The organism is Dermatophilus congolensis, from assembly GCF_900187045.1.
Taxonomy (GTDB): Bacteria; Actinomycetota; Actinomycetes; order Actinomycetales; family Dermatophilaceae; genus Dermatophilus; species Dermatophilus congolensis.
In genome coordinates this window covers 2,374,652-2,396,559 of the sequence record NZ_LT906453.1, presented here as the reverse complement: position 1 = coordinate 2,396,559, position 21,908 = coordinate 2,374,652, and the positions used below count along the sequence as shown (strand labels likewise).

The 21,908-nt window shown below is 61.0% G+C and carries 21 protein-coding genes; 17 read left to right on the top strand and 4 right to left on the bottom strand.

All coding sequences use genetic code 11. From position 1 onward, the window contains the following. Nucleotides 1-69: 69 nt before the first annotated feature. Nucleotides 70-567 (bottom strand): transcription elongation factor GreA, encoded by a 498-nt coding sequence (greA, locus tag CKV89_RS10400; protein ID WP_028326615.1) that lies wholly within the window; start codon nt 565-567, stop codon nt 70-72. A gap of 437 nt (nt 568-1,004) precedes the next feature. Then, a complete protein-coding gene (locus CKV89_RS10395) occupies nt 1,005-1,469 on the bottom strand; it encodes a DUF4307 domain-containing protein (protein WP_028326614.1) in 465 nt (154 codons plus the stop codon). A 243-nt stretch (nt 1,470-1,712) separates the two neighbouring features. Between CKV89_RS10395 and mca the strand changes: the two genes are divergently transcribed. From mca to mptB, 4 genes are read left to right on the top strand one after another with little or no spacing between them, the layout of a single operon-like run. Next, nucleotides 1,713-2,651, top strand: a complete 939-nt coding sequence (gene mca / locus CKV89_RS10390; RefSeq protein WP_028326613.1) for a mycothiol conjugate amidase Mca — start codon at nt 1,713-1,715, stop codon at nt 2,649-2,651. After that, complete coding sequence (locus tag CKV89_RS10385) at nt 2,651-2,905, top strand: hypothetical protein (RefSeq protein ID WP_028326612.1); 255 nt, start codon at nt 2,651-2,653, stop codon at nt 2,903-2,905. Before mca ends, CKV89_RS10385 begins: the two co-directional genes overlap by 1 nt. A gap of 39 nt (nt 2,906-2,944) precedes the next feature. Further along, nucleotides 2,945-3,706, top strand: a complete 762-nt coding sequence (locus CKV89_RS10380; RefSeq protein WP_028326611.1) for an isoprenyl transferase — start codon at nt 2,945-2,947, stop codon at nt 3,704-3,706. A gap of 32 nt (nt 3,707-3,738) precedes the next feature. Further along, entirely contained in the window at nt 3,739-5,457 is a 1,719-nt protein-coding gene (mptB, locus tag CKV89_RS10375; protein WP_154657571.1) for a polyprenol phosphomannose-dependent alpha 1,6 mannosyltransferase MptB, read from the top strand. A 74-nt stretch (nt 5,458-5,531) separates the two neighbouring features. Here mptB and coaA read toward each other — a convergent pair whose 3' ends face one another. Further along, nucleotides 5,532-6,440, bottom strand: a complete 909-nt coding sequence (coaA, locus tag CKV89_RS10370; protein ID WP_324603340.1) for a type I pantothenate kinase — start codon at nt 6,438-6,440, stop codon at nt 5,532-5,534. A gap of 150 nt (nt 6,441-6,590) precedes the next feature. Here coaA and glmS point away from each other — a divergent pair, with 150 nt between their 5' ends. The 10 genes from glmS (at nt 6,591) to menD (ending at nt 17,744) form a co-directional block, all read left to right on the top strand. After that, nucleotides 6,591-8,444 carry a glutamine--fructose-6-phosphate transaminase (isomerizing) gene (glmS, locus tag CKV89_RS10365; protein ID WP_028326609.1) on the top strand — a complete coding sequence of 618 codons (1,854 nt, stop codon included), beginning with the start codon at nt 6,591-6,593 and terminating at the stop codon, nt 8,442-8,444. A gap of 4 nt (nt 8,445-8,448) precedes the next feature. Beyond that, nucleotides 8,449-8,799, top strand: a complete 351-nt coding sequence (locus tag CKV89_RS10360) for a holo-ACP synthase (protein ID WP_028326608.1) — start codon at nt 8,449-8,451, stop codon at nt 8,797-8,799. A gap of 105 nt (nt 8,800-8,904) precedes the next feature. Further along, the gene (locus CKV89_RS10355) at nt 8,905-9,723 is read left to right on the top strand and encodes a DUF4352 domain-containing protein (protein ID WP_084440862.1); all 819 of its coding nucleotides are present in this window, start codon (nt 8,905-8,907) and stop codon (nt 9,721-9,723) included. A 104-nt stretch (nt 9,724-9,827) separates the two neighbouring features. Continuing rightward, nucleotides 9,828-11,489, top strand: coding sequence for an NAD(P)H-hydrate dehydratase (locus tag CKV89_RS10350; protein ID WP_051277177.1), 1,662 nt, complete (start codon nt 9,828-9,830; stop codon nt 11,487-11,489). Nucleotides 11,490-11,566: 77 nt separating this feature from the next. Then, nucleotides 11,567-12,070, top strand: coding sequence for a tRNA (adenosine(37)-N6)-threonylcarbamoyltransferase complex ATPase subunit type 1 TsaE (gene tsaE, locus CKV89_RS10345; protein WP_028326606.1), 504 nt, complete (start codon nt 11,567-11,569; stop codon nt 12,068-12,070). Between the two features lie 14 nt (nt 12,071-12,084). Further along, nucleotides 12,085-12,813 (top strand): tRNA (adenosine(37)-N6)-threonylcarbamoyltransferase complex dimerization subunit type 1 TsaB, encoded by a 729-nt coding sequence (tsaB, locus tag CKV89_RS10340; protein WP_028326605.1) that lies wholly within the window; start codon nt 12,085-12,087, stop codon nt 12,811-12,813. Further along, entirely contained in the window at nt 12,810-13,301 is a 492-nt protein-coding gene (locus CKV89_RS10335) for a GNAT family N-acetyltransferase (RefSeq protein WP_034400423.1), read from the top strand. Before tsaB ends, CKV89_RS10335 begins: the two co-directional genes overlap by 4 nt. Next, complete coding sequence (tsaD, locus tag CKV89_RS10330) at nt 13,298-14,350, top strand: tRNA (adenosine(37)-N6)-threonylcarbamoyltransferase complex transferase subunit TsaD (RefSeq protein ID WP_028326603.1); 1,053 nt, start codon at nt 13,298-13,300, stop codon at nt 14,348-14,350. Before CKV89_RS10335 ends, tsaD begins: the two co-directional genes overlap by 4 nt. Then, a complete protein-coding gene (locus CKV89_RS10325; protein WP_051277176.1) occupies nt 14,350-16,011 on the top strand; it encodes a glycoside hydrolase family 3 protein in 1,662 nt (553 codons plus the stop codon). The genes tsaD and CKV89_RS10325 overlap by 1 nt, the downstream gene beginning before the upstream one ends. Further along, nucleotides 16,008-17,744: a 2-succinyl-5-enolpyruvyl-6-hydroxy-3-cyclohexene-1-carboxylic-acid synthase gene (menD, locus tag CKV89_RS10320; protein WP_084440861.1), complete on the top strand. Its 1,737-nt coding sequence runs from the start codon at nt 16,008-16,010 to the stop codon at nt 17,742-17,744. Before CKV89_RS10325 ends, menD begins: the two co-directional genes overlap by 4 nt. A gap of 11 nt (nt 17,745-17,755) precedes the next feature. Here the strand turns inward: menD and CKV89_RS10315 are convergent, their stop codons facing one another. Then, entirely contained in the window at nt 17,756-19,036 is a 1,281-nt protein-coding gene (locus CKV89_RS10315; protein WP_231935385.1) for an isochorismate synthase, read from the bottom strand. Nucleotides 19,037-19,244: 208 nt separating this feature from the next. Here CKV89_RS10315 and CKV89_RS10310 point away from each other — a divergent pair, with 208 nt between their 5' ends. From CKV89_RS10310 to CKV89_RS10300, 3 genes are all read left to right on the top strand, one after another. Beyond that, nucleotides 19,245-19,937: a demethylmenaquinone methyltransferase gene (locus tag CKV89_RS10310; RefSeq protein ID WP_084440860.1), complete on the top strand. Its 693-nt coding sequence runs from the start codon at nt 19,245-19,247 to the stop codon at nt 19,935-19,937. Between the two features lie 103 nt (nt 19,938-20,040). Next, complete coding sequence (locus CKV89_RS10305) at nt 20,041-21,351, top strand: geranylgeranyl reductase family protein (protein WP_197697050.1); 1,311 nt, start codon at nt 20,041-20,043, stop codon at nt 21,349-21,351. 186 nt (nt 21,352-21,537) lie between these two features. Beyond that, nucleotides 21,538-21,897: an NADH-quinone oxidoreductase subunit A gene (locus CKV89_RS10300; RefSeq protein WP_028326598.1), complete on the top strand. Its 360-nt coding sequence runs from the start codon at nt 21,538-21,540 to the stop codon at nt 21,895-21,897. Nucleotides 21,898-21,908 lie beyond the last annotated feature (11 nt).

The following is a 21,908-nucleotide window of genomic DNA, read 5'->3' as shown; positions in this document are numbered from 1 at the left end:
GAAAGAGTGAGGGGCTGTCTCGGTGGCCTTGTTCGGCGCCGGGACAGCCCCTCACTAGGGGGTACTTGGTCAGCCGGTGAATGGGGTGGCTTTGAGGATCTTGACAGAGATTTCTTTGCCGTTGGGGGCGGTGTAGGAGGCTTCGTCGCCGACCTTCTTGCCGATGATGGCTGCTCCGAGGGGGGAGCGGTCGGAGTAGACGTCGTATTCCAGGGCGGAGTCTGCGATTTCGCGGTTGCCTAGGAGGAACTCCACCTCGTCGCCGAACATGTCAACGACAACGATCATGCCGGGTTCGACGATGCCGTCGTCGGCTGGGGGAGCTCCGACCGTGGCGTTTTCGAGAAGGGAGGTGAGCTGGCGGATGCGGGCTTCCATCTTGCCCTGCTCTTCTTTAGCCGCGTGGTAGCCGCCGTTTTCTTTCAGGTCGCCTTCGTCGCGGGCGGCTTCGATCCGCTTGGAGATTTCGGAACGGCCTGTCGTGGAGAGCTCTTCCAGCTCCGCCTGGAGACGGTCGTAGGCGTCCTGTGTGAGGAACGGAGACGAAGACTGGTTGATGTCGGACACGAATACTCCTCGTGCGCGGTATCGGCGGGGCCGGTGCCGCTGTGGTCGTCGATCGCTGTGCGATCGGTGTGCATTGGTGGACGTTCTGGGTCAGGGCCCGCCCAGGCTTGTTCGGCAGTGCCGTGGCTGCGCGGTGCGGGACCTTCGTGTGCGAAAACGCCCTTCCGAGAGTGGTCTGTGATGCCGTCCCCGGTGTGAGGCGGGGCCTGTCATCCGTGGCGTCGATATCGACCGGCGCGTACGCCCGGACGCGTCGGGAGGCGCCAGGTTCGGAAGGGCATAGGGCCGTTTGGGTGATGCCTGTTACTGCAGTGCTGCGTCGGCTTCGTCGTGCGGCCCGAGACACCCTCGGTGGGCGTCGAGACAGCAAGTATAGACGAGTACTGTTTCGGAATCGAGATATTTTGTCCAGTTCACGTGTGGGAAAAGGGGCGTAGTTATCGGTCGGCTGGGCGGCAGGTTTTAACCAAACCGATGACTGCGGTGGTGGTGGTTCGTACGGTGGTTTGGTGTTGCGTGGTGCGTTCTTTAGCTGCGGGGATGGTGACGTTTTCGCGCCCGACTACGGCCTTGCCTACTTCCTGGGCCACGACTTCACACACCGCGGTCATTTCTGGTGGTTTTGTGACCTCAAACCGGACGGTGACAGAACTAGCGTCGTGAACGTCATAAGCCAAGTCGCGCTGTAGTGGCCAGTCGGTGGAGGCTGCTAGCCCGAACCATGTTGCGACAGCAGATCCCACAACAACAGCAGCTGCCGCCCCGGCTACCACTTTCCGTCGGGTAGGGGAGATCGACTTCCAGTACTGGCCGATGGAGCGGCCATGTTCGGCTTCTGCCTCGGCGGCGTCGTTTGCCTCACGTGTGTGTGCTGCCAGGGAGGAGTCGGGTTGTTCTGCCACATGCTCAGCCTAGTGTCCCCTGGCCCCGGCGGGCCGCGGGTGAACGCATGCCAAGTGGCGGATAATGATGGTTCGTGTGACGTTGGGCACTATCACGGTGCGGCGATGCATGTGTGGCCAGGTGGCGTGGGTGTTCACGCTGTCACGGGTGGGAATATGACCAAGTACGTAAGGCAGGCGGGCAATCGGATGGGATCGAACGCTAGGACAGGATCGACGGGCGACCGGCACGGCTATCGGCTGATGGCGGTACATGCTCACCCCGATGACGAGTCGAGTAAAGGCGCCGCAGCCACGGCCATGTATGTCCATGAGGGCGCGAATGTGCTGGTTGTCTCATGTACTGGTGGTGAGAGAGGGTCGGTGCTTAACCCTCGACTACAAGGTGACCCCGAGGTGGAACGTGACCTGGTGGGGTTGCGGCGCACCGAGATGGCAAAAGCACAAGAAGCATTAGGAGTCGATCATGCCTGGCTTGGGTTTGTTGACTCAGGTCTGCCTGAAGGTGACCCGTTGCCTCCGCTGCCGCAAGGGTGCTTTGCCACCATGCCTATGCAGGTGTGTGTGGAGGCGCTGGTGCGGTTGATTCGGCAGCATCGCCCGCACGTGATGACCACCTATGACGAGAACGGTGGCTACCCGCACCCGGACCATGTGCGTACTCACGATGTGTCAGTGGCTGCGTTCCGCGCCGCAGGGGATCCAGAACAGTTCCCGCAGGCAGGGCAGCCGTGGCAGCCGCTGAAGCTGTACTACAACCAAACCCTGAGTATGGATCGGTTGCAGGCCTTGCACACGGCGATGAAAGAACGCACAGGTCAGTCGCCGTTCGAGGAATGGATAGAAATGCGAGCCGCTCGTGGTGATGATGCGTTCCGCGCCGTCACCACCCGGGTTCCCGTTGCTGACTGGTTCGATGCCCGTGATGAAGCCCTCCGCGCCCATGCCACCCAGGTCGACCCTGACGGTTTTTGGTTCGGGATACCGCAAGAGATCGAGCGGGAGGTGTGGCCGTGGGAAGATTTCGAAATGGCGATCTCATACGTTCACACCACGGTGCTTCCAGCGGTTGAGGACGATGTATTCGCTGGGCTTCCGGAACCGGCGCAGGCTGACGCGATGGGCTCTGACTCCTCGCGCCGCCCGTCGGCTCCTCTCATCGACGATGTGAAGGAGCGCTGATGCAGGGCGCCAATCAATCCATCTCCGCCGGGCTGGGCGGGTTCTTTGCGCTGTTCCTGATGTCTGTGGCTTTGTGGGTTTTGATGCGCAGCATGCTGAAGCATCTGCGCAACGCTGATCACGCGGTCTTCGAAGAGGACACCCAGCAATCTGCTATCACTGTCACGACGAAGACATCTGCGGACACGGACGGAAACGGTTCAGACATGGCTGCCGAGCAGAGTCAGCCGAGTAAGGACGGGCGATCCCGGTGAAACCGTCAACAAGGTGTCCTCGAGAGTCACGAGGTTGAGATGGGATTGTCGTCATTTCTGTACGGCTTGTACGAGAAACGACTGTTGCGTGAGCTCGCTCACGCCACGGTGCCCAGACACGTGGGGGTAATGCTCGACGGTAATCGCCGCTGGGCCCGCGCTAAAGGCGCCGAAGCTTTCATCGGGCACCGCGCCGGAGCTGAAAACATCGCGCCGTTTTTGCGGTGGAGCGAAGAAGCTGGCGTGGAGATCGTGACTTTATGGCTGCTATCCACAGACAACCTGAATCGCTCCCCAGAAGAGCTGGAACCATTGCTGGGGATCATCGAAGACGCCGTAGACACGCTGGCTGATTCAGGGCGGTGGCGCATCAAAATCGTCGGCGCTAAAGACGTACTGCCACCAGCCACCGTGGAACGCTTGTCTACCGCAGCTGCTCGCACCGACAACGTGGAGGGCATGTTCGTCAACGTTGCTGTTGGCTACGGCGGTAAACGTGAAATTTCCGATGCAGTTCGTTCGCTGCTCAAAGAGGCAGCAGAACAAGGACGAACGATCGACGACGTCGCCCAAACTGTCTCGGCCGAAGACATCGCCGACCACTTGTACACCACAGGCCAACCCGACCCAGACCTCGTTATCCGCACCTCTGGCGAACAACGAGTCAGCGGGTTTCTGCTCTGGCAAAGCACCCACAGCGAGTTCTATTTCTGTGAGGCGTACTGGCCCGACTTCCGACGAGTCGATTTTCTGCGCGCACTGCGTTCTTACGCCGAACGCGAGCGCCGGTTCGGGGCGTAACGTCCCGGCCAGGACGTGGGGGGAATCTGCAGGTGACCAAGAACGAACCGTTGAGCCAGGGCCAAACCACTCAAGCCCACGGGCAGAGGCAGCAGCCTCGTCGAGGAATGAGGATGCGGGTGCGTGGCAGCATGCGCGCCCTCGTCAGCGATGCGCGGGCTGCGTTCGCGGTGCCCGCCGTGTGGCTGGGGCTTTTCGGGTCGGTTCTTATCGTGGTGGGATCGTTCACGCCAGCGTCACTGCCACCAGATTCTGAGTTGCCGTATTTCATCGGTTTGGGGCTGTTGCAGACCGGTGTGGGCCGCGCGGTCGCCGCCGCGGCTGTCCTGCTGGGGATGGCGTCACTGCTGTTGGCGTGGGTGGCGATGCGCCCGGGGCGTCACGGTGTGCGTGGTGGGGTGCCGCGAGCTACCTGGTGGCTGTGGTCTTTGCCGATGCTGGTGGCGCCGCCGCTGTTCAGCAGGGATGCGTATTCGTATGCGGCGCAAGGGTTGTTGGTCTCACGAGGGATGGACCCGTACAGCACTGGCCCCATCTCTGTTCCTGGGCCATTCGCTGACCAGGTTGACCCGATGTGGCTGTTCACCTCAGCGCCCTACGGTCCGCTAGCGCTACGCACCCAGCAACTTGTTGTAGAGCTTTCTTTTGACAACGCCTATTTCGCTGCGGTCGCGATGCGTGTTCCCGCGTTCATGTCAATGGCGTTGATCGCGGCGCTGCTGCCGCGCATGACCGAGCGAGTAGGAGTCTCGGTTGAGCCAGCCAGATGGATCGGCATCGCCAACCCGCTCATCCTCATTCATCTGGTGGGAGGCGCCCACAATGACGCGATGGCGATCGCGTTGATCGTGGCCGCGATGCTGCTGGCATTTGATGGGCGGTTCTGGTTCTCCTCATTCACGATCGCTGCGGCCGCCGGGTATAAACAGACAGCCTTGCTCGCCATGGTCGCGTTGGCTGGATACCTGGCCCGTCGGGCAGTAGTGGCGCGACGTATCCGTGAAATCTCTGACGGAACACCCAGCTGCGAGGAACGCGCCGCCATCGAAGCAAACCGCCACGAACCTACCGGCCCAGTGCGGGGCGCCCCCCATGACCCAGGTACACCAGGCATGGTCGAATACATTCGCGTTGCCGCTGCTGTGGGCACCGCCTCGATTGGTTTGTTCGCTCTCATCACTTTCGTGTGTGGCCTGGGATGGGGATGGGTCGAGAGCCTGTCAGTGCCGCTCATGGCCCGATCAATCCTGTCGCCTTCGACCGTCGTTGGCAGCATCGGGCAGATCATCATGCTCGGCCTGGGAAGTTCGGCAGAAACAGCCCAAATACCACTCGACACTGCACGCGCCTGCGGCATGGCCATCATGGCGATCGGGCTGATCTGGACCACGCTGTGGCTGGCCCCCCGCCGCCCAACCTTGTCCGTCGTCACCGCATTCGTCATCTTCGTTGCCTGCGGCTCGGTCGTCCACGCCTGGTACATGATCCCCGTGTTCGTGCTGCTCGGCCTAGTCCCGTTCAGCGAACGCACCTACACCGTCGCGATGTGGGTGATCGCCGTCCTCGGCGTGTACGCCGCTTTCGATTCAGCCCTGGGCAACGGGTCTATCACCATCGCGGTCACCCTCGTTGCCGCACTGGTGCTGCGCATGCGCGCCCGCGGTGTTCTTCCCCTGCCCGCTAACCTTCGTGCCCGCCTAGCCGGTCAACACCGTCACGCCCACATCGAACAAAGCCAAAAAGTCGGGTAACCACCGCCGCGGACACGCGCTCGCAACGGGGCCAGCACACCTCCGAAACCACTGTGACTGCAGCGTGCAGACACCTAAAGTTTGCGCAGCCGGACCCGCTCCACCTTGTGGTCAGCGCCTTTGGTAAGGATGAGGGTTGCGCGCTCGCGGGTGCCCAGAACGTTTTCGCGCAGATTTGGTTCGTTGATGCTGTCCCAGATCGACCCAGCTGTGGCAATCGCTTCAGCGTTAGACAGGTTGGCGTACCGGCGGAAGAAGGAATCAGGGTCGGTGAATGCTGTGTCGCGAAGCCGTAAGAAACGGTTGATGTACCAGCTCTTCAAATGCGGGATCTCTGCGTCTACGTACAAGGAGAAATCGAAATAGTCAGAGACCACCACACGTGTTTCTGCTGTTGGTGGGGCCAGAACATTAAGGCCCTCCACGATGAGAACATCTGGGCGGTGCACTTCTACATGGGTGTCCGCCACGATGTCGTAAGTCAGGTGCGAATAAACCGGGGCGCGTACCGTCTCTACCCCCGACTTCACCTGGTCAAGGAAATGAACGAGAGCGGCCTGATCGTATGACTCAGGGAAGCCCTTACGGTCCATGAGTCCTTTTTCTTGTAGAACCGCGTTGGGGTACAAAAACCCATCGGTGGTGACCAGCTCGACATTGGGTGTGCTCGGCCACCGTGACAACAACTCGCGCAGAATCCGCGCTGTCGTTGACTTGCCTACAGCAACAGAACCAGCCACACCGATCACGAACGGGTTGCGTGCCGGCTTGTGGCCGAGGAACCCCTGCATGATTCGGTGAAGGTTTCCAGCTCCCTCGGCGTAGAAACTGAGCAGCCGCGACAACGGTAGGTAGATCTCTTCGACTTCAGTCAGATCCAACCGGTCACCGACACCACGAAGACGCCGCACATCCTCATCAGTGAGGCTGCCTAGGGAATACGTACTCGACAGGCGTGCCCAGTCCTCGCGTGCGATTTCCACGAAAGGGGAAGGGACAGGCCTGGAGCCAGGTACTTGCGTTGACACCCGAACATTCTTCACCACCAAAGTGGTGAACCACTGGCGAGGTGATCACGAGGCACATCATGGACCTGCGAACAGTGGGCGCCCCCGCACTCTACGCTGGACCCTATGTGTGGAATCGTTGGCTACGTGGGCCGTGACGTTGATGGCAAAGCTCTCGACGTCGTTTTGGAAGGACTCGCCCGACTCGAGTACCGCGGATACGACTCGGCTGGAGTGGCATTCGTCACCGACGGTGTGATCAGCTCCGCGAAGAAAGCAGGAAAGCTCGCCAACCTGCGGGCCGAACTGGAAACTAGCCCATTGCCTCCCTCTGCGACGGCGATCGGGCATACACGGTGGGCGACCCACGGGGCTCCCACCGACGAAAACGCCCACCCCCACCTGGGTGGCAAAGAGGGAAAACTCGCCCTCATCCACAACGGCATCATTGAGAACTTCCACTCCCTTAAAGCTGAACTTCTCGAAGAAGGTGTCGAGTTCGCCTCCGAAACGGACACAGAGGTCGCCGCGCACCTCCTGGCCCGCGCCTACGAGAACACCCGCAACCTCACCGCCGCGATGCAACAGGTCGTCAACCGTCTAGAAGGTGCATTCACCCTGCTGGCTGAGCATGCTGACGTCCCTGGCGTGATCGTCGCAGCCCGCCGCAACTCTCCACTAGTGATCGGTCTGGGCGAGGGCGAAAACTTCCTCGGCTCTGACGTCGCTGCCTTCGTGGGCCACACAAAGCTCGCAATGGAAGTTGACCAAGACCAGATCGTCACCATCACCCCAGAGAAGGTCGAGGTCATCGACTTCACCGGACAGCCCGCCGAAGGTAAACGCTTCGAAGTCACGTGGGACGCAGCCCAAGCCGAAAAAGGTGGCTACGACTCCTACATGCTCAAAGAAATCGAAGAGCAGCCACGCGCCATCGCCGACACCCTGCGCGGCCGCACCGACGAGCACGGCGCCCTCACCCTGGACGAAATGCACGTCGCTGCCGAAAAACTCGCAGCCGTGGACCGTGTCGTCATCGTGGCTTGCGGTACCGCTTTCTACTCCGGCCTCACCGCCAAATACGCAATCGAGCATTGGACCCGTATCCCCGTCGCCGTGGAACTAGCCCACGAATTCCGGTACAGCGAACCCATCATCGACGAACACACACTCGTGGTGTCCATCAGCCAGTCCGGCGAAACAATGGACACTCTCATGGCGGTCAAACACGCCCGCGAACTGGGCGCACTCACCGTCTCTATCTGCAACACCTACGGCGCCACCATTCCCCGCGAATCTGATGCCGCGCTCTACACGCACGCTGGCCCCGAAGTTGCTGTCGCCTCCACCAAAGCCTTCACCTCCCAGATCGCAGCCTGCTACCTACTGGGCCTCTACCTGGCTCAGGAACGCGGCCACGGCGAATCAGTCAAAAAGGTGATGCGCGAACTCGAAGAAATCCCCGCCAAGATCAGCGAAGTCTTGGCCGACATGGACCGAGTACGCGAGATCGCCCGCTTCATGGCAGACACCCGCTCGGTGCTTTTCCTTGGCCGTAACGTGGGTTACCCGATCGCTCTTGAAGGTGCCCTCAAACTCAAAGAAATCGCCTACATCCACGCCGAAGGATTCGCCGCAGGTGAACTCAAGCACGGCCCCATTGCGCTGATCGAGCCAGGCCAGCCAGTGTTCATCGTTGTGCCCAGCCCCAGCACACCGCACAACCTGCACGACAAAGTGGTCTCCAACATCCAAGAGATCCGCGCCCGCGGCGCCCGCACCCTGGTCATCGCTGAAGCTGGTGACGAAGCGGTAGCACCATTCGCCGACGAGATCATCCGGGTGCCAGCCACATCGCCGCTGCTATCTCCGATGCTGACTATCTTGCCCTTGCAGGTGTTCGCGTGCGAACTGGCAACCTCCAAAGGCCTCGATGTAGACCAGCCCCGCAACCTCGCCAAGAGCGTCACCGTCGAGTAGTGACGTGATTGTCGGTATCGGTGTAGACGTATGCGGTATCGAACGGCTACAGGCAACGCTGGAGCGCACACCCGGTTTACGTGACCGTGTTTTCGCCCCAGCAGAAAAAGAACTCCCAATCGCCTCGCTAGCTGCCCGATTCGCGATGAAAGAAGCAGTCGCCAAGGCACTACTGACCCCCGGCGACATGTCATGGCTCGATGCGTGGGCTCCACGCGCCGTCGGCAAACCACCCGAACTGCACATCTCAGGCACAGTTCGTCAGCGAGCCGAGGCACTGGGAGTAACCCGATTCCACGTGTCTTTGTCACACGATGCCGGCATCGCTACCGCCTTCGTAATCGCCGAATCCTGACACCACCTGTGTGGCCCGGTACAGACCTCACCGTCAACCGGGCCACACTTTTATTTTCCTCTCATAAGAAAGTCTCTTCGGTCGATCCATGAAAAAACGGTCAGGATGACATTGATTTCATGGATGGGCGGTAGGGCAATGGGAACTAGTGTGGTGCGCAGAACTGGAGAAGTCGAAAATGGCTTCGGCACTTCTGTTCTTGTTTTGGGGATAAATACTTTTATCGCTAGCTTTATTCCGCTTTTCGGGCTTTTGTCTTTCCCTCTTGCTCTTATAGGTATTCTGTGTGCGATCGTTGGGATAGTCCGAGTCTTTAAAGGTAAGGCTTCAAACTTCGGGAGCGCTGCAGTTGGTCTTGTCTTATCTACTCTTGCTGCGGCTATATGTGTCATATGGGTTGCAATGGTTATTGCGGTTGATGCGGCGATGAGTTCTGCTGGGAATGTCGACGTGCCTGCCCCTGTGGCCTTCACTAACTCAGGGTTGCGGAGTGTCGGAATTAGGGCCTCATCTAGAACCGTGGAAGATCTGGGGAAGTCAATACAGCTAGAAGAATTTTCTGGAGCCGGGTCAGCTGTAATTACAGTGGATAAATTCGAGCCTCAAGCAAAATCGAAGGATTCGTACATGCAGCCGGATTCAGGAAATAAGTTGGTTGCCGTTCATGTAAGTATTAAAAATACTGGTAAAAAAACTTATAACAATATAAGCTGGATAGGAGCTAAAATTTATAGCAATCGAGGTCAACCCTACAGTTCTGAGGTGATGACAGATATCACGTCTGGGCCATCTCTTCCTTCAACTGTTGATCTTAAGCCTGGAGGTGATATCGATGGGTGGATAGCATTTCAGATTCCATCTAGTAATGATGCAGATTCCTTTGTTTTTGATGAAGCTGAATGGTCTCTCGTGAAGAAAGCTTGAAGCTGCACGGGTCGAAAACCTTTGCTCATAGAGCAGATACAGCAACGCACAGGATTCGGCGTTGCTTTAGATACGGCGAAAAACCGTCCTTTAGGGTTATGCCCATGGTGATGCAGGCATGGTCCGTCGAACGAGTCCGCGCAGCTGAAGAAGCCGCGAAAAAATTCCTCCCCGATGACGAACTCATGAACCGAGCCGCCCACGGCCTGGCTAACGTCCTGGCAACCCGCACCGACGAAATAGCCCAACACATCAGCCCCGGCGAAGACGTACGCATGATCGTCCTGGCCGGACCAGGTGGAAACGGCGGCGACGCCCTCTTCGCCGCAGCCTTCCTACGCCACTTCCACACCACTCGCCTGGAAGAAACCGACCCAACCCAAACCCACGTCGCCGACATCGTGCCCGTCCTGCTCACCGGTCAGGCACACCCCTCAGCGCTCCAAGCCATCCACGACGCCGGACTAACCCCCCTCGACGCCAGCACCGACGAAGGCCTGACCGCAGCCGTCCACATGATCGCCACCGCCGACATCATCGTCGATGGGCTCTTCGGCATCGGAGGACGCCTCGACCTATCCCACCACGACGAAAACACCCCACCACCTGCCGCCTGGACCCTCGTCAACGCCATCCCCGACGACGCCTACCTCATCGCCGTCGACGTCGCCAGCGGCACTGACCCAGCCGGCGAAACCGAAACCGACAACTGCGTGTGGGCCGACGAAACCGTCACCTTCTCCCTCGTCAAAGGAACCCACCTGCTCGCCGGCGAAAACGCCACCGGACTGCTCACCATCATCGACATCGGCATCGACGAATACGGACTACTCGGACTGGGAACCGACGGCGAACTCGCCAACGAAAACGAAGACCACATCGACGCCCTCCTCACCGACGGCCCGGCCACCCCCATGGCCGAACGCCTCACCTTCGATGACGTAAGCCACATGTGGCCCACCCCCGGACCCCGCGACGACAAATACTCCCGCGGCGTCGTTGGCATCATCGCCGGAGGCGAAAACTATACCGGAGCAGCAATCCTCACCGTCACAGCCGCAGTCAACACCGGCGCCGGAATGGTCCGCTACATCGGCCCCCAAACCCCCACCAACCTCATCCGCGCACACATCCCCGAAGCAGTACACGGCCCCGGAAAAGTCCAAGCATGGGTGATCGGCCCCGGCCTAGACCCCCACCCCGCCGACGACGACGAAACCGGCCACACCCACCTCACTCACGCCCGTCAAGCCCTCGACTCCAACGAACCCGCCGTCATCGACGCTGGCGGGCTCGACCTACTCACCGGCCCCCGACCCCACGCCGGAGCACGCACCCTCATCACCCCCCACGCCGGCGAACTCGCACGCCTCCTCACCCGCCTCGACCCCAGCGCCCCCACCAGCAGAGAAGACGTCGAAAACGCCCCTGTGAGCCACGCCCGCCGCGCCGCAGAACTCCTCCACGCCACCGTCCTACTCAAAGGCAACCGAACCCTAGTCGTACCCCCCACCGACAACCTGCCTATCCGCACCCAAACCAACGCACCCGCCTGGCTCGCCACCGCCGGCGCCGGCGACGTCCTCGCCGGAATCGCAGGGACACTCCTCGCCGCAGGCCTAGACCCCCTCGACGCAGGATCCCTCGCCGCCCTCGTCCACGGAGTCGCCGCCCACGACACCAACCCAGGCGGCCCCATCCGCGCACTCCACGTCGCTGAAACCCTCCCCACCACCATCGCCGCCCTCCTACGCCGCCCCAACTAACACCCCCAGGGAACGACACACCCACACCAAGCTGCATAGGCTGCACCCAACACACCACCACGGAAGGACCACGCCTCATGGAGCTCACCCACACCCTGCCCACCGCCGAAGACACCCGAAACTTCGCCCGCGAACTAGCCACCCACCTACGCCCCGGCGACCTCATCCTGCTCGTTGGAGAACTCGGCGCAGGAAAAACAACCTTCACCCAAGGACTCGGCGAAGGACTAGGCGTACGCGGACCCATCGCCTCACCGACCTACGCCATCTCCCTAGTCCACCCCAGCCTCACCAACGGCCCCGACCTCATCCACGTCGACGCCTACCGCCTGGGCGACCACGCCGAACTCGACGACCTCGACCTCGACGCCGACATGGACACCTCCGTCACCGTCATCGAATGGGGAGCAGGCATCGCCGAAGGGCTTTCCTCGGACTACCTCATCATCGAACTCAACCGAGCCGTCGGCGCCACCGAACCCCACGCCGAACACACCGATCTGGACCCCCGCACCATCTGCATCCACCCCGTCGGCACCCGATGGACAACAACCCAAATCTTCGAGCGATCCACCGACTGATCTACCCTGGTTAGGTGCTTGCTCTGGCTATCGACACCTCCACATCCGCGATCACCGCCGCCCTCCGCGACGGAGAGCACACATACCTACGCACCAGAACCGACAGTCGCGGTCACGCCGAATGGCTATCGCCCCAAATATCAGAACTATTCACCGAAGCAGGACGCACCCCCAGCGACCTGACCCACGTCATCGCCGGTGAAGGACCAGGCCCCTTCACCGGACTTCGCGTCGGCCTAGTCACCGCCGAAACCATCGCCTTGGCCACCAACGCCCAATACGTCGGCCTATGCAGCCTCGACGCACTCGCCGCCGCAGCCATCCGCCACGGCGCACTAGAGGCCAACAGCGACTTGCTCGTCGCCTCCGACGCCCGCCGTAAAGAGGTCTACTGGGCGACCTACCACTGGGCCGGCACCACCAACGAAAACCCAACACTGGCCACCAGCCTCACCCGCACTAGCGAACCCGCCGTCACCAAACCCGCCGACCTACCCCAACACCTCCGCGCCCTGCCCACTGTTGGGCGCGGACCACAACTGTTCCCCGACTTCTTCCCCCACGGCATCGGCCCACTCGACGTCGACGCACGCGACCTACTCGACCTCGCCTACGCCCACCACGATGCCGGGACCCTCCCCACCCACAATCGCGCACAACCCCTCTACCTGCGCCGCCCCGACGCCAAAGCCAACGCCACCGCACCTCTGGTCCCCGCCACTGCCAGCGAGCCCCGCGAGTGAACACAACCGTTCTACGCCCCGTACACCACCGAGACATTCCCCAACTCACCACGTTAGAAAGCCAGGTGTACGGCAAAGATGCCTGGTCGGAATCATCATGGTGGGGCGAACTCGCCGCCAGACCACAACGCGCCTACGCTATCGCCACCCCTAAAGATGACCCCGACCTCATCTGTGGATACGCAGGGCTGGACCTTGGCCGTGACAATGCCGACATCATGACCATCACCACCTCCCCCCACGCCCGAGGCACCGGAATCGCCACTCAACTCATGTCCTGGATGGTGCACACCGCCACCGCTACCACAGCCACACACATGATCCTCGAAGTCCGGTCAGACAACGACGTCGCTATCGGCCTCTACACGCGATGGGATTTCACGACCATCTCCACCCGACCGAACTATTACAAGGGAGCAGACGCCCTCATCATGCGCCGCTCCCTATCCACCTCGCCCGAAAGGGCAGGTCAGAAGGAGACCGCATGAGCAGCGCACCCCTAGTTCTGGGAATCGAAACCTCCTGCGACGAGACCGGCGTCGGGATCGTGCGCGGCGGAGAACTACTCGCCGATGAGGTCGCCAGCAGCGTCGATCAGCATGCCCGCTACGGCGGGGTTGTACCTGAAGTCGCCGCCCGCGCCCACCTGGAAGCAATGGCCCCAACCATCGCCAGAGCCTGCGAAAAATCCGGCGTACGTCTGAGCGACCTCGATGCTATCGCCGTGACCGCTGGCCCCGGTCTGGCCGGCGCCATGCTTATCGGATTGGCAGCAGCCAAAGCCCTCGCTGTTGCCGTGAACAAGCCGCTGTACGGCGTTAACCACCTGGCCGGTCACGTGGCCGTAGACGTCGTCGAGCACGGCCCCCTTCCCGAACCGATGATGGCGCTGCTGGTCTCAGGCGGACACAGCAACATCCTGCACGTCAAAGACATCACAAGCGACATCGTCCAGCTCGGACAAACCGTTGATGACGCCGCAGGTGAAGCATTCGACAAAGTTGCGCGTCTACTCGGCCTTGGATTCCCCGGTGGGCCGCACGTCGACAAAGCCGCGCAAGAAGGTGATGGCACAGCAATTGCCTTCCCACGAGGACTCACCAGCGGACGGGACATGCAGCGCCACCGCTACGACTTCTCCTTCTCGGGAGTGAAAACAGCTGTGGCTAGGTGGGTGGAGGCCAAAGTTGCCGCTGGCGAGAGTGTTCCGGTCGCCGACGTCGCAGCCAGCTTCCAGGAAGCCGTGACCGATGTTCTTACCCGCAAAGCTGTCCTGGCCTGCAAAGAACACGACGTCAAACACCTGCTCATCGGTGGCGGAGCGGCAGCAAATAGCCGACTGCGAGCACTGGCGGAAAAACGATGCGCCGAGGCAGGAATCTCGCTGCGCGTGCCCCGCCCACGCTTGTGTACCGATAACGGTGTGATGATCGCCGCGTTGGGTGCAGCGATGGTCGAACGTGGCGTGGCACCCAGCACCCTTGATATCCCAGGTGACTCCTCGCTGCCGATTGACGTTCCACAGGTGCGTGTCTGATGCGGGCTCCGCGACGTGTTCTCGCAGCTGCGGCTGCCGTGCTCGTGGGAATGTGCGGAGCGTGCGCGGGTAGCGGCGAAGTGAAAGAAGCGGTGACCACAGGACAACCCGACTCAAGCAAGTCACAACTGTCTGGTCTTCCCACAAGTGCAGAGATGGCCCAAGCACGCACCGATGTCGAAAAGTTGCCGACGCGGCGCCTGGCTGCACAGATCGTGGTGCCCAGGCGCCCAAACGACTCGGCAGAGGCTGCTCGGTTAGTGCGTGAAATGGGGTACGGCGGAATGGTGCATTTCGCTGAACACACTCCGGCCGATAAAGCCAAAGTGGTGCAGAACATCACCGAAGCCAACAAACGCATTAGCGCTGCCGTGCAAAGTGATCGCCAATGGCCTGCATTCATCGCTGTCGATCAGGAAGGTGGCCCAGTTACGCGGGTGGGGGATCCGCTGACGAGGTTTGGGGCGGTGATGGGGCTCGGTGCTGCACGTGACACAAAATTGGCGCAGCGCGTGGGGGCTTCGTCGGCAACAGAGTTGGCTGGCCTGGGATTCACAGTGGTGTTGGCACCAGATGCTGATGTGACTTCAGGTGAGCAGGATCCAACCATTGGGGTGCGTTCTGCTTCTTCTGACTCGAAGCTGGCTGCTGAGATTGTGGCTGGTTTAGCTCAGGGGTATGCCGATGGTGGCGTAGTAGCGGTGGCGAAACATTTCCCTGGTCATGGGAGTGTTCCAGCAGATACGCATCAAGGTCGAGTGCGGCAGCGGATGCCGATGTCCGTGCTGCGCGACCGGGACTTTCTGCCTTTCCAGGAGTTGGTCGATGCTGGCGTGCCGGGGGTGATGACGGCCCATATCGTGCTGGATGCGGTCGATGGCACAACGCCCTCCACGATGAGTCGCCCGGTGTTGTCAGGCTTGCTGCGCCAAGAGCTGGGGTTTCGGGGCCTGGTGGTCACTGACGCGTTGGAGATGGGCGCGATCGGTGTTGATTCCAGTGCTGCCGCGGTGCGTTCGGTATGGGCAGGGGCGGATGTGTTGTTGATGCCCTCGAATCCCAAGGCAGCTGTTGAAGGTTTGGTGAAGGCGGTGGAGTCCGGAGCGTTAGACCGCTCTCGCCTGGTGGACGCGGCGGCTCGGATGGTAGCGACGCTGCGTCATGCGCCAGTGCGTGCCACCCAGGGGCCAACGCAGCCTGGTGCGGGTAAAGAGGTTGCTGATGCTGCGGCGGCTGCTGCGATCACGCAGCTTGGTGGTAAGTGCGGTGCTCCGCTGGTCAAAGGTGGCATTGTGATCTCTGGGGGCACTGCTAGTGATCGTGCGTTGTTGGCTGAGAGCGCGAAGGCTGCAGGGTTGGCTGTGGGGTCTGGGACTGCGGTGCGTTTGATTGATTCGGTGGTTTACCGAGCGGCGGAAGAGAAGAAGCCGCATTTGGTGGCTAAAGTGACACCGCCGACCCCGGATGCGGTGACGGTGGCATTGGATGTGCCGTATGCGCTTGCTCGGGAACAGGGAGCGACTTTGGCTACTTTTGGTCGGACTCCGGCAGTAATGCGGGCGTTGGTTGAGGTGCTGGTGGGGCATAAGCCAGCGGCGGGGCGTTTGCCGGTTGCTGTAGGGACCCATGCGGTGGGTGCTGGTTGTGGAGCTTCGCAATGACAACAGTCGCGCAGCTTTTCGCAGTGGTCTTGGTCGATGAGTTAGTGCGGGCCGGGGTGCGGCATGTGGTGTTGTCTCCGGGGTCGCGGTCAGCTCCGTTGGCGTATGCGGTTCTTGATGCTGAGCGTGCTGGGCTGTTGGAGCTGCATGTGCGCACTGATGAGCGTTCGGCGGCGTTTTGTGCTTTGGGTTTAGGTAAGGCCACGGGGATGCCTGCGGTGGTGGTGACGACCTCGGGTACAGCGGTGGCGAATTTGCACCCGGCGGTATTGGAGTCGCATGAGGCGCGGGTGCCGTTGGTTGTGGTGACGGCGGATCGTCCGCATGAGTTACGTCCGACGAGGGCGAATCAGACGACGCATCAGCCAGGGATTTTTGGTGGGTCGGTGCGGCTTGCGTTGGATTTGGAGGCGCCGGTGCAGGGGGCCTCACCGATGCCGTATTGGCGTACGTGCATGGATCGCACGGTTGCGGCAGCGATGGGTGCTGTGGGTGGTGTGCCGGGGCCGGTGCATGTGAATGTTTCTTTGCGTGATCCGTTGGCGCCGGAGGCTGGTGTGCGTCCATTGGTAGGCGATGGGTTGCCACAGGAGCTGCAGGGGCGTCCTGGTGGGTCGGCGTGGACGGTGTGTGAGCCAGCGTCGTTGGTTGGTGGGGATGCGTTGCCGGAGGTGGCGCGGACGCTTGTGGTGGTGGGGGATGTTTCTGGTGATGTGCGTCAGCGGGCTTTTCAGTGGGCTGCGTTGCGGGGGCATCCGGTGTTGGCTGGACCGTTTGGGCAGGGTGCTGAGGGTGTGGTGGTGCCGCATGGGCCGTTGGTTGCTGAGACGGGGTTTGCTGCGGTAGCGGCGAATGTGCCTGATCGGGTGGTTGTGGTGGGGCGGTTGACGTTGTCGCGTGCGGTGGGTGCGTTGGTGCGTCGGTCGGGTTGTGCGGTGGCGGTTTCGGCTGATCCGGTGTGGCCTGATCCTTCTCATGTGGTGAGTTCGGTGTATTCGGTGGGTGCGTTGTCGTTGATGGCGCCGGTGTTGTCGGAGGATTTTGTGGCGGCTGCGCATGATTTTGGGCGGCGTTGGTGTGAGGCTGGGGTGGCGGTTTCGGGTGCTGTTGAGCAGGTAATTCCGGGGACGTGGCCTAGTGGTCCTGCTGTTGCGGCGTGTGTGTTGGGTGCGTTGCCGCGGGGAGCTCGGTTGTTTTGTGGCTCGTCTTCAACTGTGCGTGATGTGGCTTTTGTGGGGTCGGGTAGGAGTGATGTGGAGACGGTTGCTAGTCGTGGTTTGGCGGGGATTGATGGGTGTGTCTCGACGGCTGCTGGGATGGCGTTGGCTGATGATCGGGCTACGTTTGCGTTGGTGGGGGATTTGACGTTTGTGCATGACAGCGCTGGCTTGTCGGTGGGGCCGTTGGAGCGGTGTCCGGATCTGACGGTGCTGGTGGTTAATGATGATGGTGGCGCGATTTTTGACACGTTGGAGTATGGGTCTTCGGATGTGCGGGGTGAAGATCCGCAGGGGTTTGTGCGGTTGTTTGCTACGCCTATTGGTACGTCGGTGGAGGCGTTGGCGAGGGCGCATGGTGCTCGGTTTGTGCGTGCGAGTACCCCGGGGGAGTTGGCTGAGGTAGCCGCGCAGGTGCCGTGTGGGTTCACTGTTGTGGAGGTAGTGGTGCCGGCTATGAGGGCACGGGTGGACCGTGAGGCGTTGGTTGGCGCTGCGGATGTGGCGGTGGGGTAGGTGTTTTGGGTTTAGGGGTGGGCGTCTTGGGGTGGGGTGAAGGCGTTTTTCATGGGGAGGAGTTTGGCGTGGGATTCGTTGAGCTCTGCGGTGGGGTCGGAGGCGTCGACGATGCCGCAGCCAGCGAAGATGCGCATGTTGGTGTGGGTGGCGTCGAGGTGACCGCAGCGTAGAGCGATGCCGAATTCGCCGTCTCCGTGGGAGTCGATCCAGCCGATGGGACCGGCGTAGCGGCCTCGGTCCATGCCTTCGAGGGTGTTGATGAGGTTGTCGGCGGTGGTGCGGGGGGTTCCGCAGACGGCGGCGGAGGGGTGGAGCTGTTCGGCTAGTTCCAGGACGTTGATGTTTGTGTTGGTGTGGCCGGTGACGTCGGTGGCTAGGTGCATGACGTTGGGTAGGTCTAAGACGAAGGGGGTTTCGGGGACGGACAGGGTGTGGCAGTGGGGTTGGAGCACGTCGGTGACTGAGGTGACGGCGTAGGCGTGTTCGTGGAGGTCTTTGGGGGAGTGGGTGAGGGTGCTGGCGAGGTTGGTGTCGGTGGTGGTGTTGCCGGTGCGGCGGATGGTCCCGGCCAGGATGCGGCTGGTGGCGGTGTTGTTGTGCAGGCGGATGAGCATTTCCGGTGTGGCGCCGATGAGGCCGTCGATGGCGAAGACCCAGGTGTGGGGGTAGCTGTTGGTGAGTTGGGTGAGTAGCCATCGGGGGTCGATGGGGTGGGGGGTGGTGATGTGTTCGTCGCGGGCGAGGACGACTTTGTCGAGGTGGCCGTTGGTGATGGCGTCGATGGCTTGGGTGACGCGGTCGGTCCAGGTGGTTTCGGTGAGGGTTCCGGGGGTGTAGGTGGCTGGTCCTGGTTCGGTGATGGGTGGTGCGGGGGGTGGGGGTGTTGGTGTGGTTGGGGTGGTGGTGATGGTGGTGTGCCAGGAGATGCCGTTGTGGGTTCCGGTGATGTGTTCGGGGACGATGAGGGTGGCGCCGTGGGGGGAGTGGGGGGAGTAGGCGAAGCTACCGAAGGCGATGAGTCCGGTTCCGGGGGCTTGGATGTCATTGTCGATGGTGGCGTTGTTGGTGATGGTTTGCCACCAGGTGTTGGCGTCGGTGAAGCGGCTGTGGCCGTGGGTGGTGATGGTTGTGGCGCGTCCGTGGGCGATGAGTCCGTTTCCGTCGCGGATCCAGGCGAGGGTGGTGCGTGGGTCGGCGTCGCGTAGGGCGTTGTGCAGGTGTGTGGGCCCGTCGGTGGGGGGTAGGGCAGTGGTGGTTGCGTAGAGGCGTGGGGCGGGCGCTTGGTTCACGGTGTGCGTCACATGGGGTGAGCTTACGTTTGGGGTGGTCATGGCGTCGAGCGGTTTGTCGTTTATTGGTTGGGTTTGTGGAATTTGTTGGCGATAGCTGTGCTGTTGGGGTGGGGTTTTGGCAGGTGAGGTGTTTGTGGGGGTGGGGCAGTTGGGGTGCTGAGTGTTTTCGTCTTGTGCGGGGTGTTTCAGGTGGGAGGATGGGGGTATGGCTCGCGCGAACTTGGATAAGAAACCTGCCGATGTGGCGAAGATGTTCGATGATGTCGCGCCGCGGTATGACATTACGAACACGTTCATGACTGGTGGGATGGAGACTTTGTGGCGGCGTTCGGTGATGAAGGTTCTCGATGCTCGTCCGGGGGATCGGGTGTTGGATATCGCGGCGGGGACGGGTACGAGTAGCGCGATTTTGGCTGATGCTGGGGTGGATGTTGTTCCGGCGGATTTCTCGATGGGGATGTTGCAGCAGGGGCGTCGTCGTCGTCCGGATTTGTCGTTCACTGCTGCTGATGCGATGGCGTTGCCGTTCGCGGATGAGAGTTTTGATGCGGTGACTATTTCGTATGGCATTCGGAATGTGGTGGATCCGGATGCGGCGTTGCGGGAGTTTTTGCGGGTGACGCGTCCTGGTGGGGTGTTGGTGATTGCGGAGTTTTCTGAGCCGGTGGTTCCTGGGTTCCGTGAGCTGTACAAGTGGTATTTGGGTAAGGGGTTGCCGGCGGTTGCGGCGCGGGTGAGCTCGGATGCGGAGTCGTACATGTATCTGAGTGAGTCGATCATGTCGTGGCCTGCTCAGAGTGCGTTGGCTTCGCGGATTACCTCGGCTGGGTGGAAAGACGTGCGCTGGACGAACCTCACTGGTGGGATTGTGGCGGTGCATCGCGGGGTGAAGCGTTGATGTCTGCGTGGCTGTTATGTAGGTCGTGTAATGGTGCTCACGTGTATGTACCGCAATTCGATTGCCTGTGCGGCGAGCCGCTAGTCTCACCCGGGTGGGAGCAGTGAGTACGGCCGGTGAAAATGTTGATGTCATCGTTGTTGGGGCGGGCCCAGGGGGTTCGACCGCGGCAGCGTATTTGGCCTCGGCGGGGCTAGATGTAGTTCTGCTGGAGAAGGCAGCTTTTCCTCGGGACAAGATCTGCGGTGATGGGTTGACCCCCAGGGCGGTGCGTCAACTCATCGATTTGGGTGTGCCGACGCGGCTTGAGGATGGGTGGATTCGTAACCGCGGGTTGCGGATTATTGGTGGTGGGCATCGGTTGGAGCTGGATTGGCCTGATGATGTGCCGTCTTTTCCTTCGTATGGGTTGACGCGGGCGCGCATGAATTTTGATGAGATGCTGGCTCGCCACGCTGTGGGACGGGGTGCGCGTCTTCTAGAGCGGCATAACGTGACTGGCCCGGTGCTTGGCGCTGATGGGCGCACGGTGGTGGGTGTTGAAGCTAAGTTGATGGATGAGTCGGGGCGGGCCACGCGGGAGCGGGTGGTGTTCCGGGCGCCGGTTGTGATCGCTGCTGATGGCAATAGCAGCCGTTTGGCGATTTCGGTGGGGCGTGAGCGTCGTGATGACCGGCCGATGGGGGTGGCGGTGCGTACGTATTTCCGCACTCCTCGCCATGACGACGACTACATGGAGTCTTGGGTTGAGCTGAAGGTGAAAGAAAACCGCGACAACCCGCGTAGCCGGGACATTTTGTTGCCGGGGTATGGGTGGATTTTTCCCTTGGGAGACGGAACCGCGAATGTGGGGTTGGGGATGCTGGATTCTTCCCCAGCGTTCGGGAAAGTCGACTACAAAGATGTGATGCAGCGCTGGGTGGCCAGCATGCCTGCTGAATGGGAGTTCACTCCTGAGACGATGACGACCCCGGTGCGAGGCGCGGCGTTACCGATGGCGTTTAACCGGTCGCCGTTGTATGAGGACGGTCTGCTGCTTATCGGTGATGCCGGTGGGATGGTGAGCCCGTTCAACGGTGAAGGAATTGACTATGCGATGGAGTCTGGTCGCATGGCTGCGGAGATAGTTGCGCAAGCTATCGCGCGTCCTACCGCTGAGCAACGTAACCGGGTGCTCTCTACTTACCCTGACCGGATGAAAGCTCATCTGGGAGGGCAGTTCATGCTCGGAACATACTTCGCTGCCCTGATCGGACACCCCGAAGTGATGCGTTTCGGTATCAAATATGGGCTGCCGCGAACCTCCTTGATGAAGATCTTGTTGAAGGTCATGGCCAATATTCGTGAACCTCACGGGGGTGTACGTACCGACCGCGTCATTGAAGCTTTGACGCGATTGACGCCTTCGGCATGAAAATCCCTGTGAATCTCTAAGATAAGAGTGATGCCGCCTGCCGTCATCCGCCCAAGCTCCCGCACCCATGGAGCATGAGGACGGGTCCCAGCGACGGCCTTCCAGCCCTTGAGGCGTCACCCACTGGTACGGGTCCCGCCGTTGAAAACACTCGCCCCACCATGATCAGAGAGGGGATGGCACGCCATGAACCCTTATGTGCCGATCCTGTTCTTCTTTTTCCTCGGTATCGCGTTCGCGGCTTTTTCCGTGTTTGGGTTCCAGCTTTTAGGACCCAAGCGGTACAACGCAGCAAAGCTGCAGTCATACGAATGCGGTATTCAACCGTCACCGCACGCAGAGCAGGGTGGGCGTGTGCCGGTGAAGTTCTACACAACGGCGATGCTGTTCATCATCTTCGACGTCGAGGTGCTGTTCATGTTCCCGTTCGTGGTCGCCTTTGACCAGTTAGGGCTGTTCGCCCTCATCGAGATCGTGCTTTTCGTGGCATCGATTCTCATCACCTACGTATTCATCTGGCGCCGCGGCGGACTGGAGTGGGACTGATATGGCTAAAA

Coding starts and splice junctions, on each gene's coding strand:
- CKV89_RS10385 (WP_028326612.1), top strand. CDS start 2,651: ATGCAGGGCGCCAATCAATCCATCTCCGCCGGGCTGGGCGGGTTCTTT.
- CKV89_RS10380 (WP_028326611.1), top strand. CDS start 2,945: ATGGGATTGTCGTCATTTCTGTACGGCTTGTACGAGAAACGACTGTTG.
- CKV89_RS10355 (WP_084440862.1), top strand. CDS start 8,905: ATGACATTGATTTCATGGATGGGCGGTAGGGCAATGGGAACTAGTGTG.
- menD (WP_084440861.1), top strand. CDS start 16,008: ATGACAACAGTCGCGCAGCTTTTCGCAGTGGTCTTGGTCGATGAGTTA.
- glmS (WP_028326609.1), top strand. CDS start 6,591: ATGTGTGGAATCGTTGGCTACGTGGGCCGTGACGTTGATGGCAAAGCT.
- tsaD (WP_028326603.1), top strand. CDS start 13,298: ATGAGCAGCGCACCCCTAGTTCTGGGAATCGAAACCTCCTGCGACGAG.
- CKV89_RS10325 (WP_051277176.1), top strand. CDS start 14,350: ATGCGGGCTCCGCGACGTGTTCTCGCAGCTGCGGCTGCCGTGCTCGTG.
- tsaE (WP_028326606.1), top strand. CDS start 11,567: ATGGAGCTCACCCACACCCTGCCCACCGCCGAAGACACCCGAAACTTC.
- CKV89_RS10350 (WP_051277177.1), top strand. CDS start 9,828: ATGGTGATGCAGGCATGGTCCGTCGAACGAGTCCGCGCAGCTGAAGAA.
- mca (WP_028326613.1), top strand. CDS start 1,713: ATGGCGGTACATGCTCACCCCGATGACGAGTCGAGTAAAGGCGCCGCA.
- CKV89_RS10310 (WP_084440860.1), top strand. CDS start 19,245: ATGGCTCGCGCGAACTTGGATAAGAAACCTGCCGATGTGGCGAAGATG.
- CKV89_RS10300 (WP_028326598.1), top strand. CDS start 21,538: ATGAACCCTTATGTGCCGATCCTGTTCTTCTTTTTCCTCGGTATCGCG.